Annotated in this window: 14 protein-coding genes; 7 read left to right on the forward strand and 7 right to left on the reverse strand. The window is 45.1% G+C overall.

The window, feature by feature from the left end:
- Positions 1-81: 81 nt before the first annotated feature.
- The gene (locus tag K0O23_RS11125; RefSeq protein ID WP_219877499.1) at positions 82-612 is read right to left on the reverse strand and encodes an REP-associated tyrosine transposase; all 531 of its coding nucleotides are present in this window, start codon (positions 610-612) and stop codon (positions 82-84) included.
- Positions 613-757: 145 nt separating this feature from the next.
- The gene (locus K0O23_RS11130) at positions 758-1,936 is read right to left on the reverse strand and encodes a serine hydrolase domain-containing protein (protein ID WP_219877500.1); all 1,179 of its coding nucleotides are present in this window, start codon (positions 1,934-1,936) and stop codon (positions 758-760) included.
- A 102-nt stretch (positions 1,937-2,038) separates the two neighbouring features.
- Between K0O23_RS11130 and K0O23_RS11135 the strand changes: the two genes are divergently transcribed.
- Entirely contained in the window at positions 2,039-2,644 is a 606-nt protein-coding gene (locus tag K0O23_RS11135) for a DsbA family oxidoreductase (protein ID WP_219877501.1), read from the forward strand.
- A 35-nt stretch (positions 2,645-2,679) separates the two neighbouring features.
- Here K0O23_RS11135 and K0O23_RS11140 read toward each other — a convergent pair whose 3' ends face one another.
- From K0O23_RS11140 to K0O23_RS11160, 5 genes are all read right to left on the reverse strand, one after another.
- On the reverse strand, positions 2,680-3,474 hold the full coding sequence (locus K0O23_RS11140; RefSeq protein WP_219877502.1) for a tellurite resistance TerB family protein: 795 nt from the start codon (positions 3,472-3,474) through the stop codon (positions 2,680-2,682).
- Positions 3,475-3,618: 144 nt separating this feature from the next.
- Complete coding sequence (locus K0O23_RS11145) at positions 3,619-4,332, reverse strand: pirin family protein (RefSeq protein WP_219877503.1); 714 nt, start codon at positions 4,330-4,332, stop codon at positions 3,619-3,621.
- A 10-nt stretch (positions 4,333-4,342) separates the two neighbouring features.
- Entirely contained in the window at positions 4,343-4,927 is a 585-nt protein-coding gene (locus K0O23_RS11150; RefSeq protein WP_219877504.1) for a nitroreductase family protein, read from the reverse strand.
- A 390-nt stretch (positions 4,928-5,317) separates the two neighbouring features.
- Complete coding sequence (locus tag K0O23_RS11155) at positions 5,318-5,887, reverse strand: NUDIX hydrolase (protein WP_219877505.1); 570 nt, start codon at positions 5,885-5,887, stop codon at positions 5,318-5,320.
- Positions 5,888-5,970: 83 nt separating this feature from the next.
- The gene (locus tag K0O23_RS11160; protein WP_246597053.1) at positions 5,971-7,071 is read right to left on the reverse strand and encodes a glycosyltransferase; all 1,101 of its coding nucleotides are present in this window, start codon (positions 7,069-7,071) and stop codon (positions 5,971-5,973) included.
- 448 nt (positions 7,072-7,519) lie between these two features.
- On the opposite strand from K0O23_RS11160, the gene K0O23_RS11165 reads away from it, so the two are divergent.
- The 6 genes from K0O23_RS11165 to K0O23_RS11190 all read left to right on the forward strand — a co-directional run bounded on the left by K0O23_RS11165 (position 7,520) and on the right by K0O23_RS11190 (position 15,533).
- On the forward strand, positions 7,520-8,125 hold the full coding sequence (locus K0O23_RS11165; RefSeq protein ID WP_219877506.1) for a GNAT family N-acetyltransferase: 606 nt from the start codon (positions 7,520-7,522) through the stop codon (positions 8,123-8,125).
- Between the two features lie 59 nt (positions 8,126-8,184).
- Positions 8,185-8,778, forward strand: a complete 594-nt coding sequence (locus K0O23_RS11170; RefSeq protein ID WP_219877507.1) for a histidine phosphatase family protein — start codon at positions 8,185-8,187, stop codon at positions 8,776-8,778.
- A 306-nt stretch (positions 8,779-9,084) separates the two neighbouring features.
- Positions 9,085-12,168 (forward strand): SusC/RagA family TonB-linked outer membrane protein, encoded by a 3,084-nt coding sequence (locus K0O23_RS11175; protein ID WP_219877508.1) that lies wholly within the window; start codon positions 9,085-9,087, stop codon positions 12,166-12,168.
- Between the two features lie 21 nt (positions 12,169-12,189).
- On the forward strand, positions 12,190-13,554 hold the full coding sequence (locus tag K0O23_RS11180) for a RagB/SusD family nutrient uptake outer membrane protein (RefSeq protein ID WP_219877509.1): 1,365 nt from the start codon (positions 12,190-12,192) through the stop codon (positions 13,552-13,554).
- Between the two features lie 139 nt (positions 13,555-13,693).
- Complete coding sequence (locus tag K0O23_RS11185) at positions 13,694-14,092, forward strand: BlaI/MecI/CopY family transcriptional regulator (RefSeq protein ID WP_219877510.1); 399 nt, start codon at positions 13,694-13,696, stop codon at positions 14,090-14,092.
- Complete coding sequence (locus K0O23_RS11190) at positions 14,076-15,533, forward strand: M56 family metallopeptidase (protein ID WP_219877511.1); 1,458 nt, start codon at positions 14,076-14,078, stop codon at positions 15,531-15,533. Before K0O23_RS11185 ends, K0O23_RS11190 begins: the two co-directional genes overlap by 17 nt.
- Positions 15,534-15,551 lie beyond the last annotated feature (18 nt).

A 15,551-nucleotide genomic window follows, 5' to 3' on the forward strand; every position in this document is an offset into this window, starting at 1 on the left:
ATACTGTAAACATGGCGCGAGCGTCCACGCTCGTGACTTGCTATAGTGGGGCCTCTGGCCCCTTTATACTTTAAAGTGAAATTATGCTTCAGCCAACATTACCAAACTATCTGGATTAGCACTACTAAATGTATAATAAGCAGCGTCTGTCACCAAGCCAGCTACTACCGGATTCTGCTCGATATAATCTACCTTCTGCTGAAACATCTTAGCATCTGTTAGATCAATAGGATGATTGTGCTGCTGCCAGAATTGGAACTCCTTATTGTGTTTAGTACTCTGTTTAAAGAACTTGAACAAGTATAACAACCATTCCTTCCTACTTTCCATAGGATTAGCTTCTATGAGCGAAATGATACGTTTAGCTGTAAAACTTTTAAAGTCACGAAGTACATCGCTTAAGTTACTGTTATCTACTGAGCAGATCATATGCAGGTGACTGGGCATAATGCAGTAACTGTAAATTTTTAAGCCTTTTTGTTTGCTGCAATAATTTAAGTTAGCAACTACTTCATCTGTATATTCTCTTCTGGTAAAGACATCAATCCAGCCTACAATTGTAAGTGTAATGAAGAAAGTGCCGTCAGGGTAAATTTTATACTTTTCAGACATGACCGTAAGTACGAAGAAGATGTTATCAGGTATAAAACAGTAAAGGGGCCAGAGGCCCCACTATAGCAAGTCACGAGCGTAGACGCTCGCGCCATATACAGACCATATACAGATCTATACTTACTCAACAATTAACAATCAGCAATCATTTAACCGCCCCCAGTACACGCTTTATCAATTCATTTGGGTTACCATTATGCCAGCGCCAAACTATTACGATATCATGCTCTGGGTCTACCCAAACGGTATTCTGGCCGGCACCCAAGGCTGCGTAGCTGGTGGTAGGGGCATCAGGCCAGGCTTTGCCTTCGGTATTCAGCCACCACAGGTAACCGTAATCCGGGCCAACCGGTCCACGGGAAGTAGTCGCTTTTTTTACCCAATCCTCAGATAGTAATTGTTTGTCTTTCCAGCGGCCATTGCGAAGGAACAAATAACCGAAACGTGCTTCGTCACGGGTGTTAATCCAGAGGCCTCCGCCCCAACGCGTACCGCCGCTCACGGATGGCATCTGCTTTCCGTTTATTTCCACTACAGAATTGCGGTAAGGCACCCACTTCCAGGTATCGGAAGCATCTATCGGATCCATAATTTCGTCTTCCAGCACTTCAGGCAGAGGTTTTTCCCACAGGCGCAGCATCGATAAGGCAAAACGATTGATGCGGGTGTCGTTATACTCGTAAAAAGTACCTGGCTCCTGCAGTTCGCGCGGCTTGCGCTCTCCCCGGCCAAAGGCGTCCTTGCCAATAAAGTCGTGCTTTTTGCCCCACATCTCACCTTCCCACTCGCTTGTCTGTCGGGCGTGATGCTCCCAGGTTACTTTGCTGTTCTGCTCCGAGTTGTAGCCACCGTCTTTTACATACTTTGCCACCGGGTCGTTTATACTTTGAATCATGCCGCGGTCTATCGTCAGGCCAAGTAAAGTAGACAGGAAACTTTTTGCCACACTATAGGTCGGGTCCACGGCTTTGGTATCGCCCCACTCTGCTACGATGTAACCGTTTTTAAGTATGATGCCGTTTGTGTTAGCTCTGCTCTCGGGCAAAGGACCAAGCGGCTCACCGAATATCTCTTTTTGAGTTGAGAAATCTTTTTGTATCTGATTAGTTTCCTGGGTTTTGGCCCATTCCACTGCCTGCTGTAAAAGCGTGGCATCTATGCCCAGTTCTTCAGGGTTTTTCTTCTCCCAGTTATCGCCTTTGCCAGGGTAATAGTATTTACCTTCAGATGTCTCTTGAGCAGTAGTTGTTGTCTGCTGTGGTTGCTGCTGGCAAGAGAGTAAACCAAGAGCCAGTAAGAAAGCTAAAGTTGTCTTTTTAAGCATAAGTATACTTTCTGTAATACTTTGTCAATCTACAAAAGCATAGGTTCTAAAACAAAAGTATAAGGCAGGTTGTACTACATGATTGAAACAAAAGTATAGACTATGCTACAGATAAAAGTATACTCCGATTTTGTGTGCCCTTACTGCTTTTTCGGGGAGGTGGTGCTGGAACGCGCTTTAGCAGGAATTAACGCTCGTCATAAAGTTTCTGTTGAATGGATGCCTTTTGAATTACGCCCAGAGCCAACACCAACTTTGAAGCCTGAAGAAGATTACCTGCAAACTACCTGGCAAAATTCAGTGTACCCAATGGCAAAACAACTGGACATACATATCGTGCTACCTGATGTATCGCCGCAGCCTTATACACACCTTGCTTTTGAAGGGTACCAGTTTGCAAAAGAACAAGGCTTAGGTGAAAAGTATACCGACAGGATGTTCAGAGCCTTTTTTCAGGAGGAATTGAATATCGGAAAGGTTGATGTGCTTATAGAACTGGCAGAAGAAATTGGACTGGATAAAAAGTCATTTAAAGAAGCGCTGGAAAGCAGAAAGTATAAAGCCGAACATCAAAAGGCTTTGCAGCACGCTTACAAAGAAATGGGAGTACAAGCAGTTCCAACATTTATTATAGGTAATAAAGTAGTGCGTGGGCTATTGCGGGAAGAAGACCTCCGGAAACTTATAAAGCTTGAGCTGGAAGCGTAATGCACTACCAGCTCAAGCTTTATAAAATGAAAACGTTACCAGCCAGAGCCTCTCCGGCTGCCGCCTCCCAAAATACCTCCTAACAAACCGCCAAGCCCGCCTGAGCCCATGCTGCCATAACCTCTCCTGCCGTTAAGGCCGCCAAGTATAGAAGCCATGGAACCGAGGCCACCGCCTCTGCGCATGCCTCCGCTTCCTCCCATCATTCCACCTAATAAGCCACCCAGCAAGCCACCGCCCATGCCACCCATCATACCTCTGCGTCCACCACCACGGCGCATCATACTTGCCAATACAAGCGGGGCTGCAACTCCAAGTATACCTTTCACCATTCCCGGTGATATACCAGCATTTTTAAACATGTCGCCAAATCCACTCTTATTCAGAAATGAGTTTGAAGTCGGGTCTTCGCCATGCTGTTGTGCGTCTTCGGCCTTATCCACATACTGCTCCAGAATACTGTATTGCTTCTGGTCTATTTCCAGGCATTCCGCCATATGCTGTATGTGCTTTTGTTCTTCCGAAGAGTATTGGCCGTCTGCTTTGGCAAATGAGATAATGTCGGTTACAAAAGGAAAACGCAGCTGGCTTTTCTTCAGCACATCCAGGCATTTCTGCAGGCTTATCTGAGATGGGTTCTGAGCTATCTGCACCACCTCCTGTTCTACATTATCTGGCATTTCTGCTGCTTCGCTTAAAATTCTAAGAAACTCCAGCTCTTCTTCAGAGGCGTTACCATCTGCTGACGCGATAGTTGCCAGTGCACCCAGGTAAGCTCCCTTTTCTTCATTAGTATAGTCTTTCAGCAATACTGTTTGTTCTTGTTCCATAGCTTTTAAGTTCGTTCTAGTATAGCAGTAACGGCTGGCAAGTGCTTAGGTTTGAGTAGCGTAAGCAAGTGATAGCTTAAAGTATAAAATTGGGCAGCCCGGCAACAGTTGCTACCGGGCTGCCCAAATGATGTAATCAAACTTTTATTTCATCGGCACTTCCATCAGCAAAAGCTCTGCATCAGCACCCGCTTTAATGTTAAAGCTGTCTGTGTCAGAAATACCCATGCCATCGCGTTTGCTAAGCTTTTCACCGTCAATTTCCACTTCGCCTTCCAGCACAAAAGCATAAACACCGTGCTCTGGGTTGTGCAGTTTATACTCTTCAGAGAAACCCGGCTTCAGAGTACCTAAAGTAAACCAGGCATCCTGATTGATCCAGATGGCACCATTGTCCTTGTCAGGCGACACTACTGTCTGCAGCTTGTTCTGGCGGTCCTCGGGGTTAAAGTTTTTTTGCTCATAACGCGGTTTGATGTCACGCTCTTTCGGGAAAATCCATATCTGCAGAAACTTTACCTCATCCGTTTTGGAGTGGTTATATTCTGAGTGCGTTAGTCCCGTTCCCGCCGACATGATCTGTACTTCGTTTGTACGGATTGTTTTCTCGTTGCCGGTGCTGTCTTTATGCGCTAGTTCTCCTGCCAACGGAATCGAAACAATCTCCATGTTATCGTGTGGGTGTGCGCCAAAGCCCATTCCAGGTGCCACAGTATCGTCGTTTAGCACGCGCAGCAACCCAAAGCCCATGCGCTCCGGGTTATAATAGCTGGCAAAGCTGAAACTGTGGTAAGAGTTAAGCCAGCCGTGGTTGGCGTGGCCACGTGTATCTGCTTTATGGATTACTTTTTTGCTCATAGCTTTATACTTATTTCTGTTCCCATTTCCCGTTAAACAATATCTCGCTTAAAGGTTTGCGCTGCCGTGGTGCCAGTTCTCTCGCCTTTAGTTGCTCCGGTAATCCTTCCGGGTCGCCTGCATACCCAACTACACCCATTGTTACAGCTTCAAACCCTTCCGGAATATCCAGTACTTCACGGGCTTTACCGGCACTAAAACCACCCATCAAATGCACATGCAAATCAAGTTCTGTAGCCTGTAGCACCAGGTTGGCTGTAGCCATACCCACATCGTGCCATGCGTGGCCATTGATGTTCCCATTAAAGGCATACGCTTTTTTAGCTACTGAAACGAAAATAACCGGTGCCTTTTTTGCCCATACCTGGTTTGCTTCCACAAGGCAGCTTAGTAAACGGTCATAGGCTTCTTTATCATCTTTGGTAGCGTAGATAAAACGCCATGGCTGCTCGTTCATGGCCGATGGTGCCCAACGTGCTGCCTCAAAAAGTGCCTCCAGTTGCTCCTGCTCTACTGGGGTAGCTGCAAAAGCTCTCGGGCTCCAGCGTTTCTCGATCAGGTTATGTACTGCTATTTTATTTTCTGTTGATGTCATGTTTATAGTTCCGTTTAATTCACCCACTTATGATGTGCAATATCTATATCACAAATTTAATGTACATACATTTAATGTACAAACATAACACTAATTTTGTTTCAGTAGTTCCTGATTTATACTTTGGGTAGGTTATATGGTAAGTGTAAAAGGATCAAAATAGACAAAGTCGATTCTATCACAGGAAATGATGTTATCTGCCACAAGCGTCCGCTTGTGCCTCGGCAGCTGCTTATAGCGCGCAGCAAAAGCGCCTTTGGTAAATGTAAGACTTAGGCCTGTAGCAAGCAAGCCGCAGCGTATTGCGTCTTTATATCAACGAGCAACGATTAACCAATAACGTAGAACGATAGTGCGTCTCTACAATCTCCAGTAACAAATAACCAACAACTAAGCCCCCAGCTTTCTTAAAGCAAGCAGACAAAGCGCAACAGACCCAGACACACAAATATCTCCGCGCAGCACCATACTCTCCACTTCGTTAATCGGTATTTTAAGCACTTCAATGCTTTCTGTTTCATCGAGGTCTTGTTCTGCTATTTTGTAAGCATTGCGGGCCAGGTAAAAGTATATTCTGTTGGTATCTTTCGTAGGGTTATCAATTACCTCGGATAGCAGTTCCATGTCGTTAGAAGTATAGCCTGTTTCTTCCAGCATTTCGCGGCGGGCAGCTTCTTTTGGATCATTCTCGTGAGCATCTATCACTCCTCCGGGCAATTCAATAAAAACACCAGCAGCAGCGTGCTTATACTGCCGTACAAAAATCACCTCACCGTCTTCGGTTATCGGGAAAGTGAGCACTACATCAGGACGAACACTCACATAATAATCGTCCAGCACTTTACCGTTTGGCAACTCTACTTCATCGCGACGCAGGGTATACCATTTCTCATCAAAAACCAGTTCAGATTTCAGCACCTTCCAGTGCTTAGCAGTAGGCGTGTGTTTATTCTCGGGCATGCGTGCAAGTTATACTTTAAAGGCGAAAAAAAGCCACACATACTTTTCAGCAGTGTGGCCATTATGAAATCATTTAAATTTTATCAGACTGTAACCGTCTGTTTCATTATTTGGCGGTAAATATGGTCGTAGTCCTGGCCCATTGGGTTGGCAGTGTAGCCATGAGAACGTTTTACTGCGCGGCAGGCCATAATATTACGCCCAAACTCATCCTCTATGAGGTTGTTGATGGTATCGCGGAGTTCATCAGCGCTGTTCGGGTTTACGTACCTGGCAGCATTTCCCCATATTTCGGCCTGGCTTTCAGTTTTGCCAACCACCAATGCGCAACCCGACATGGCTGCTTCTAAAATTGTGAGGCCAAACGGTTCATATTTGGCAGGCAAAGCGTACACAGATGCACGCGATAACCAGTCTGATACTTCATCCTCGGATAACTGCCCAAGGAAATGCACGTTTTCGAGCTCTATGGTTTTACCTGTTGCAGGATGTTTATCGTCGCCGGCAATATACACCGGCCAGCTTAGATCGGAGGCAATGTGTGCCAGCATCGATATATTTTTGGCTTCGTCCCATACACGGCCCATGCTAAACACAAAAGGTTCTTTTTTACCAAACTGAAAACCATGCTGTCCTCGTCCGTTATAGATCACTGCACTTCTTTTAAATGGCCCGTAAAGTGCAGAGGCTTGGTTCATCATAGCCTGCGTTGGAGCAACCACCATATCAGCAGCTTGCAGCCCCTTTGTTACCAACTCTTTATACTTACTCCATGCCTGCGGGGCCTCTTCGTCTTTTACAGCTTTCCACCACGAAAGCACACACGAATGGACAACCGCAACAGTAGGTACACCAAAATCTAAGGCACCGTGCACCAGACTATTTAAGTGCACGAGTTCCGGCTGTACTTTATCCTTTAGCTCAAGCAGCCACTCCCCTGCTTTTTCAACATCGTTCCAGGCATCTTCCATCCACTCAAGCTTGTAATCGCTTTCATAAACAGTGAGGTTATCTATTTCATCAGCTTGTCTGCGCTGCTCCTCTGTAAGCGGTGCACCCATAGTTGCCAGCGCTACTTCTGTTTTAAATGGCGCAAGAGCTCTAACCAACTCCAGCGAATAATTCCAGACGCCTCCTACTGTATCTGCAGTCATCAGGACTTTTGAAGGGTGATGTGCTTCCATACTTATTCAGTAAAAATTTATAAAATATTTTTATGTATATGCGTACTACTCGGTTATAGTATATAACACTGCTATACTTTGCCTGTCGTTTGTTAGTTAACAACTAAATCAGATTATTTAGGTCTTTTATAAAGTATAAGCTTAATGCAGCGCTTGCAGGGTAGCATTTTATGCTCTCTCATAACTGCATCTGGCACAGATCAAACCGGTAGGACTTTGTCGTAATATATAGCCGGTGCACACTATTACGGGTGCATGGCTAATTACGTTGGTAGGTTTCTTTGAATTTTTTAACCCTGTCCGGATTCTCTCACTGCATAGAAGCTTAAAATCGAATTACCAACCAATTTGCTAATAGCAGATTTTAGCTAGAATGCTGTTATTGTTTGACCGAGAAATCGCTAATTTGCTATGCTATTGCTAATCGCACCTTTAATTTATAAAGCCCATGGATTTTAACTCAGATATTGTTTTGGAAGACAGCCGCGTTTTACTCCGCAGATACCACCCCTTCGACATGCCGCAGCTTCAAAACATAATGTACGATGAGGATATCTGGCGCTTTATGCCCACTAAAATCAGCAACCAGGAAGAACTTGAAGTTTGGCAACAAACAGTAGAAAATGGCTACATCACCGGCACCCGCTATACTTTCATTATCGTGGACAAAGCAAGTGGGAAGATCGCCGGTAGTACCAGTTTCGGAAATATTTCGGCGGCTGATAAACGTCTGGAAATTGGCTGGACCTGGCTTACGAAAGACTTCAGAGGAACCGGATTAAACCGACATTGTAAATTTTTGCTGCTGCAGTATGCCTTTGAGGAATTGAAGTATGAGCGGGTAGAACTTAAGACAGACGTTTTAAACATGCGTTCACGTAAGGCTATGCTGAAGATCGGCGCAACGGAAGAGGGCACATTGCGCAGCCATACTTTAATGCACGATGGCCGCCGCCGCGACACCATTTATTACAGCATCCTTAAGCCGGAATGGGAGAAAATCAGAAACACGATCTTCAGCGACTTTAATTCGCATCGCGCACTGGCTAAATAACAAATCCGGGCAGGTAACAGTATGCGTATAAAGCAAAAATATACTTTTGCTTTTCTACGGTGGATACAACTATTGATAAGCCTATACTTCCCAAACGCATTTTCCTGATAAGGCATGCCCGGCCCGACCTCCCTAAAAGCGGCCTGTTTAGTAACGAGGATGCACGAAAGTATATTTCTGACTACGATGCGGCTGCCGTGGAGGAGTTTGTGCTGGAGCATGAGACCATCCCATTCGAAGAGATAGACAGAGTATATTGCAGTACCCTTCCCCGCTCGCAACTAACCGCCAAAGCTATTTTTGGAAACAAAGTAGAATTAAAGGTTGATAGTGTATTTCGTGAATTTGAACGCAGAATATTTTCGCTGCCATTGTTTCGTCTTCCTATTAAGCTTTGGCTTGTAAGTGCACGCATACTTTGGTTTATGGGTTTAAACAGCAGAGAGATAGAAACCTTTAAACAGGCAAAACAAAGGGCGCGCCTCTGCGCCGAAACACTGGCTACAGATGCCGCCACAAATCACACAACTGTTTTGGTAGCGCATGGTTTGTTAAACAATTTTATCCGGAGAGAGTTATCCAAAATGGGTTGGGAAACCAAGTTTAACGGCGGCCACGGCTACCTGGCTGTAACACTCTTACAATATACCTGATGCTACTTGAATAATGAAGAATTCTAATTGCTTTAAGGATTTAGTGCCGCTATGCAACATGAACTCTATTTTGTAAGTATAAGCAAATGATAAAAACTGTAGATAATTTTAATTAAAGTTAATCAGCTCATTATCTTATACTTTGGGCTTGAAGTAAAACAATGTTTTTGTCATTCCCCCCAAATTCCAGTATTTTGTTATAAATTTGAAATTTCCGGTTATTATCAGTTAGAATCCGGAAACAGCTAACTTTTCATTACACACTTAATATTGAGTTTATTATCCACCTAAAATTCACAAATGATTATGAAGAAAGGTTTACTATTGAGCTTTCTGATGTTCTTCGTGCTGGTATCCGGCGCATGGGCACAAGCTCAAACAGTTACAGGTAGGGTAACCTCGGCAGCAAACGGCCAGGCACTCCCTGGTGTTACTGTTCTCGAGAAAGGCACTACCAATGGCGTCACTACAGGAGTAGATGGCGATTTCCGCTTAAATGTACAGCCAAATGCAACGCTGGTTTTCCGTTTTATAGGCATGACCACACAGGAAGTTCCTGTTAGTGGCAGGTCTACCATAAACATCGCGCTGGAAGCTGATCAGAAACTACTGAAAGAAGTAGTTGTTGTAGGTTATGGTACGCAGGAGCGTCGTGAGGTAACAGGGGCTACCGCTAAGGTAACTTCTGAAACTATACAAGACCTACCAGTAGTTGGTGTTGACCAAGCGCTACAGGGTCGTGCAGCCGGTGTACAGATATCTCAGAACTCTGGTACGCCAGGTGCTGGTATAAGCGTGCGCGTGCGTGGTTCTTCGTCTATCTCGGCCAGCAACCAGCCGCTTTATGTAGTTGACGGTGTACCGCTTACATCAGGCGATTATTCACAGCTTGGCTACGGTGGTCAGTCTGTTAACGCTATCTCCGACCTTAATCCAAATGACATTGAGTCAATTGACGTATTGAAGGATGCCTCTGCTGCGGCCATCTACGGTTCGCGTGCAGCCAATGGTGTGGTACTAATCACTACAAAGCGTGGCTCTGCCCGCAAAACTCAGATCAACTTTAACGCATACACTGGCACGCAGAGCATGTGGAAAAAGCCTGACTTCCTGAATGCGGCTGAATACCGTGAGATTATGGCAGAAGCTTATAGAGCTGACGCTGGTCCGCTTGATTTCCCTGCTAATGGAGATTTTGATGACTTTATTGATTGGTATTATGGTGGTATTGATTTTGAGCCGACTGATACTGACTGGATCGACGCTGTAACCAGAGATGCAGGAATTAACAACTTTGAAATTTCCCTGAGCGGCGGTGATGCAAAAACAAGGTATTACCTTTCAGGCAGCTATTTCGATCAGAAGGGCATTGTTATCGGTAGCCAGTACGAGCGCTACTCCACTCGCCTTAACCTGGACCACCAGGCAAATGATAGACTGACAATTGGTACAAGCGTGCAGCTTAGCCGCTCTGACAACAACCGTATCGTAAGTGATAATACGCTTTATGGTCCGTTTGCTAACTCATTGGCTGCATCTCCGATATGGCCGATCTACTATGATGAGGCGACAAAACAATACACTCGCCCTAATTACTTTTATACTAACCCGGTAGCCGAAGGTACAGAAAACGATGATATTACGCAGAACCTGCGTGCTATCGGTAACGCTTTTGCCCGTTACACTATCCTCCCTGGCCTTGACTTCCAAGTAAAAGGTGGTATAGACGCCCTAAATGTTGATGAGCGCCGTTATACACCAACAAACTACCCTGGCTCTTTTGCCACATCTGTAGGTGGTTCTGCTACCAATGCAACAGCTACTGTTACCAAAGTTCTGCTTGAATCTACAGCCAGCTACAACAAAACCTTTAATGATGTACACAGCATTTCAGGTGTAATTGGTGCCAGTACAGAGCAGGACAGAAGAAAATCTGCTTTTGTAACAGGTGTTGGTTTCCCGGGTGAGCGTTTCCGCTACGTAGCCAGTGCAGCCCGTGTAAATTCAGGCTCTAACGAAGTTATCGAGAGCGCACTATTGTCATACTTTGGCCGTGTTAACTATAACTACAACGATAGATACCTGCTGGGTGTTAACTTCCGTGCCGACGGTTCTACACGTTTCGGTGAGAAGAACCGCTTTGGTTACTTCCCGTCTGTATCTGCAGGCTGGAGAGTGATAGAAGAAGAATTTATGTCTGGCCTTGACTTCATGAGCGAACTGAAACTGCGTGCCTCTTATGGCATCACCGGTAACCAGTCGTTTGGCGATTTCGCTTACCGAGCTCTGTATGCAGGATCTAACTACCTTGATCAGCCTGGTATCGGACTAATACAAATTCCTAACCCGGACCTGAAATGGGAAGAAACGCAGCAGTTTAACGTAGGTGCAGACATTGGTTTCTTTAACAACCGCCTGAACATTGCTGCAGACTATTATATCAAGAAGACTGAAGACCTGCTTTTCAACCGCCCAATCCCGACTCAGAATGGTTTTGGCAGCTACCAGTCTAACATAGGCTCTATCGAGAACAAAGGTTTTGAGTTAGCCATCAATACTGTGAACATCGATAACAGAGACAACGGCTTTAGCTGGACGACAGACTTTAATATTGCTTTTAACAGAAACAAGGTACTTGAACTGTACGAAGGCCAGGACATTTTCTACGGCTTTGGCGGCAACTCACTTGTATTGCGTGAAGGCGAGCCTATCGGTACGTTCTATGGCTTCCTGACTGACGGTGTTTACAGCACAACCGCTGAGATACCGGCTTCTATACAGGCACAGGGAACACAGGCCGGCGACGTGCGATTTGTGGATGTGAACGGCGACGGTGTGATCACTGACGATGACCTGACTATTATTGGTAGTGCACAGCCTAAGTATGTAGGTGGCTTAACTAACAATTTCCGTTTCAAAGGGTTCGACCTGAACATATTCCTGCAGTTCTCTCAGGGTAACGACATTGCCAACCCAGCCCACCAGTATCAGCAGCACCTGGGCAACGACTTCCTGGATGATAACATGCTGGCATTAGTGAAAAACCGTTGGCAGAAAGAAGGTGATGTTACTGACGTTCCGAGAGCTACTGTACTTGACCTTAACAACAACAACCGCAGCAACTCATCCCGATTTATTTACGACGGCTCTTACCTGCGATTCAAAAACGTTATACTTGGTTACACATTACCAACAAGTATAACAGAACGCGCGAAAATGAGAAGTGTGCGTATTTATGCACAAGCCCAGAACCTGTTTACATTCACAGATTACCCAGGCTTCGACCCGGAAGTGAACTTTGCAGGAACCTCGAACACTACGTTAGGTGTCGACTTCTATACTTTCCCGCAAACGCGCACAATAACTTTTGGTGTTAACGTAGGTTTCTAACGAGCAAAAGGAAAAGCAATCATGAAAAAATATTCGATTATATTATTAACAGCACTAAGCTTTGGCACTTTTACGGCCTGCGACGATGTGCTTGATGTAGAGCCAACCACTGCCATAGAAGCAGAAGGCGCTGTAGTGGACTTCACAACCCTTAACCGCTCTGCACTAGGTGTATACAGTATCATGCAGTCTACTAACTATTATGGTCTGCGTTACCTTATGTACCAGGATGTATATACTGATAACCTGGCTCATACAGGTACCTTCACAACAGACCGTGAAGTTTCTTCACGCCGTATAAATGCATCTAACCTGCAGCTTTCCAGCACATGGGCTACTATGTACAGCACCATTAACCGTGCTAACATTGTGCTACGCGACGCGGACCGTCTTACTAATATTACTGACGCACAGCGTAGCCAGATTAAAGGTGAGATGTTATTTATAAGAGGCTTGGTTCATTTCGACCTGGTAAAAGTTTTTGGAGCAGTACCTTATGTTTCAACTCCTACTACTACTATCGAGGAAATTCAGTTCTTAGGTAAGACTCCTGTAGCCCAGGTTTACGACGCTGTAGTAGCTGACCTGCAACAGGCCGAGACGCTATTAGGTACAGCTGCAAGAAGAGACCCTAGACGTGCCTCTGGTTTAGCTGCAGCAGCCCTCTTGGCTCGTGTTCAGTTACAGCGCGGTAACAATGCAGCCGCCGAAGCTAAAGCAAACCAAGTTATAGAGAGTGGCCTTTTCGCGCTACAGTCTAACTTTGCAGACCTTTATACCAATGAAGGCATCTCGAACACGGAGTCTATTTTTGAGCTGGATTTCACGCTGAACGATGCTAATGGCCTTGGCTCTGCATCCGACCCGACATCTGCCGGACAGAAGTTTTACTTGAGAACAGAAGCTTATAATACGCTGGCAGCCTCTGCAAATAACGGAGATAAGCGTTTTGCTGCAACTACACGTATTCAGAACTCGCGCAGAAGGTTATTAAAGTATGAAGACATCGCTAACAATGCCGATAACGTGATCATCATACGCCTGGCTGAAATGTACCTGATACGTGCTGAAGCAAGAGCAAGACAAAGTATAGGAGCTTTGCCAGCTGACCCTCAGGTAATAGCTGACATCAACAGAATCAGAACAAGAGCAGGTTTACAGCCAGTGCTTACCTTAACTAATAACCAGGCGCTAACGGAGATTTTACAGCAACGCCGCCTGGAGTTTATCGGAGAAGGCCTGCGCTTTATGGACCTGAAACGTTATAACCTGACTTGTGAAGTTCTTGGCTTCTGCGATGACGAGGCTTTCCGTAACTTATGGCCAATACCTTTACAGCAATTAGAGGTAAACCCAGCTTTGGAACCTCAGAACCCTGGCTATTAATACCAATTATATCATAAAAAAAGCGCCTCCTGAAATCAGGAGGCGCTTTTTTTTTATTTAATAAAAATTAACTAAACTTTTAGTTTTATTACTAAGTATTTAGTTATATATTAGTATAGTTAATTGCTAAAAATAGATTATGAAAGAGTTAACAAGAGCTGAAGAAGAGATAATGCAGGTACTCTGGCAGCTAGAGCGCGGATTTGTGCGGGATATATTAGAGCAGCTCCCTGAGCCCAAACCAGCTTATAATACTGTTTCCACCATAGTCCGGATTCTGGAAACAAAAGGGTTTGTCGGACATGAGGCCTTCGGTAAGTCTCACCAGTACTATCCGCTTGTACCGCAGGACAAGTATAAAAGCGATTTCCTGAAGAACTTCATGTCGGGTTATTTTGGTGGATCTTTTGAACGGCTTGTTTCTTTTTTCGCCAAAGACAACAACCTGAATGTGCAGGAACTTGACCAACTGATGCAGCACGTACGCAAAGACATTAACGCTGAAGACAAGGGGGAAAAAGATGGAACTCACAATTAGCTACATACTTAAAACAGTGTTGTTACTGCTCGCGCTGTACCTCTTTTATTACAGCCTGCTGCGAAACCAGAACAGCTTTTCGTTTAACCGGCTATACTTGTTGCTGGCCCCATTAGTAGCCCTAGTCCTACCTTTGCTAAAATGGCCTGTTGCTTTTGCACCCGAAAATGCCATTAGCGTAGCCTTGCAGGCTATTCAGCTTACCGAGGTTACCGTTACTGCCTATGGCACAGGCAAAAAGGCTGTGAGCGAAACCAGCGACATTTCACTGGCCACAATGGCGGCAGTTGCTTACAGCGTAGGTATATTATTAGTACTTGCCAAACTAGTTAAACAGCTGTGGCAGGTACAATCGGTAAAAGCGGAAGCGGAATCTGCCACATCACTTTCTGATGGAATACACCTTTACCAACTGCCTGCCCATATCCCAACGTTTGCCTTTGGAAGCAATATCTTCTTGAGCAAACAGTCACATTTAAGCAAATCAGACCAGGACCAGGTGCTGGAGCATGAACTGGCACACGTAAAACTTCGCCATACCTGGGATGTACTTTACTATGAAATCCTATCGGCTATACTTTGGGCGAACCCAGTGGTATGGCTCTTAAAGCAGGAACTACGCGATGTGCACGAGTACCAGGCCGATGCACGCGTAATAAGCACTTACAAGGCTCAGAACTATACTTCCTTACTATCTAAAGAGGCCTTACTTAACATGGGTCTGCCCATTGGCAGCTACTTTCAGAAACCGCAGGTACTAAAACGCCTGCAAATGCTGCAGCTAAGCGGCCAAAAACCCGCCTGGACACGCCAGTTGTTGGTTTTACCTTTTATACTTGGTTTGCTATTCATTTTTTCGGTACAACAGGTAGATGCCCAAACCGGTATCCTGGCTGAGTTAACCCAGGAAGTAAGTATGCTGGCAGGCAGCAAACCATTAACAGAAGATAACTTTACCCAAGAAACAAAACCAACAACTGAGCAGCCTGAAATAAATGCTGTTGCCAAAACAAGTATAAAGCCAGAGCCGCTAAAGGAGGAGAAGGTAAGAGAAGCCTTTCCATCATCTGAAACAGCAAATAAGCCTGATACCAAAGCTACTTCCGGTGCCGCTAAACCAGAAAAACCTTTTGTTTATGTAGAACAGATGCCAAGTTTTAAAGGCGGGGAAATAGAGATGTTGAAGTATCTGGCCAAGAATATCCGATACCCAAAAGAGTCGCAGGAGGCAGGAACTTCGGGCTTGGTAGTGCTTGGTTTCATAGTAGAAAAAGACGGATCGCTGAAGGATATTCAGGTTATAAAATCACTTGACGAAAGCACAGATGCTGAAGCCAGGCGTGTGGTGGAAAGTATGAACGGCAGTTGGGAGCCAGGAAAGCAAAATGGTGTTCCAGTGCAGGTCCGTTATACTTTGCCAGTGCGTTTTCAGATAAAATAAAGTATACTTTTTAGCTCA

It is taken from the genome of Pontibacter aydingkolensis, from assembly GCF_019443125.1.
Classification (GTDB): Bacteria; Bacteroidota; Bacteroidia; order Cytophagales; family Hymenobacteraceae; genus Pontibacter; species Pontibacter aydingkolensis.

Bases quoted from the DNA above. Each gene is read 5' to 3' on its own strand.
- K0O23_RS11125 (WP_219877499.1), bottom strand. From the start codon at position 612: ATGTCTGAAAAGTATAAAATTTACCCTGACGGCACTTTCTTCATTACA.
- K0O23_RS11130 (WP_219877500.1), bottom strand. From the start codon at position 1,936: ATGCTTAAAAAGACAACTTTAGCTTTCTTACTGGCTCTTGGTTTACTC.
- K0O23_RS11135 (WP_219877501.1), top strand. From the start codon at position 2,039: ATGCTACAGATAAAAGTATACTCCGATTTTGTGTGCCCTTACTGCTTT.
- K0O23_RS11140 (WP_219877502.1), bottom strand. From the start codon at position 3,474: ATGGAACAAGAACAAACAGTATTGCTGAAAGACTATACTAATGAAGAA.
- K0O23_RS11145 (WP_219877503.1), bottom strand. From the start codon at position 4,332: ATGAGCAAAAAAGTAATCCATAAAGCAGATACACGTGGCCACGCCAAC.
- K0O23_RS11150 (WP_219877504.1), bottom strand. From the start codon at position 4,927: ATGACATCAACAGAAAATAAAATAGCAGTACATAACCTGATCGAGAAA.
- K0O23_RS11155 (WP_219877505.1), bottom strand. From the start codon at position 5,887: ATGCCCGAGAATAAACACACGCCTACTGCTAAGCACTGGAAGGTGCTG.
- K0O23_RS11160 (WP_246597053.1), bottom strand. From the start codon at position 7,071: ATGGAAGCACATCACCCTTCAAAAGTCCTGATGACTGCAGATACAGTA.
- K0O23_RS11165 (WP_219877506.1), top strand. From the start codon at position 7,520: ATGGATTTTAACTCAGATATTGTTTTGGAAGACAGCCGCGTTTTACTC.
- K0O23_RS11175 (WP_219877508.1), top strand. From the start codon at position 9,085: ATGAAGAAAGGTTTACTATTGAGCTTTCTGATGTTCTTCGTGCTGGTA.
- K0O23_RS11180 (WP_219877509.1), top strand. From the start codon at position 12,190: ATGAAAAAATATTCGATTATATTATTAACAGCACTAAGCTTTGGCACT.
- K0O23_RS11185 (WP_219877510.1), top strand. From the start codon at position 13,694: ATGAAAGAGTTAACAAGAGCTGAAGAAGAGATAATGCAGGTACTCTGG.
- K0O23_RS11190 (WP_219877511.1), top strand. From the start codon at position 14,076: ATGGAACTCACAATTAGCTACATACTTAAAACAGTGTTGTTACTGCTC.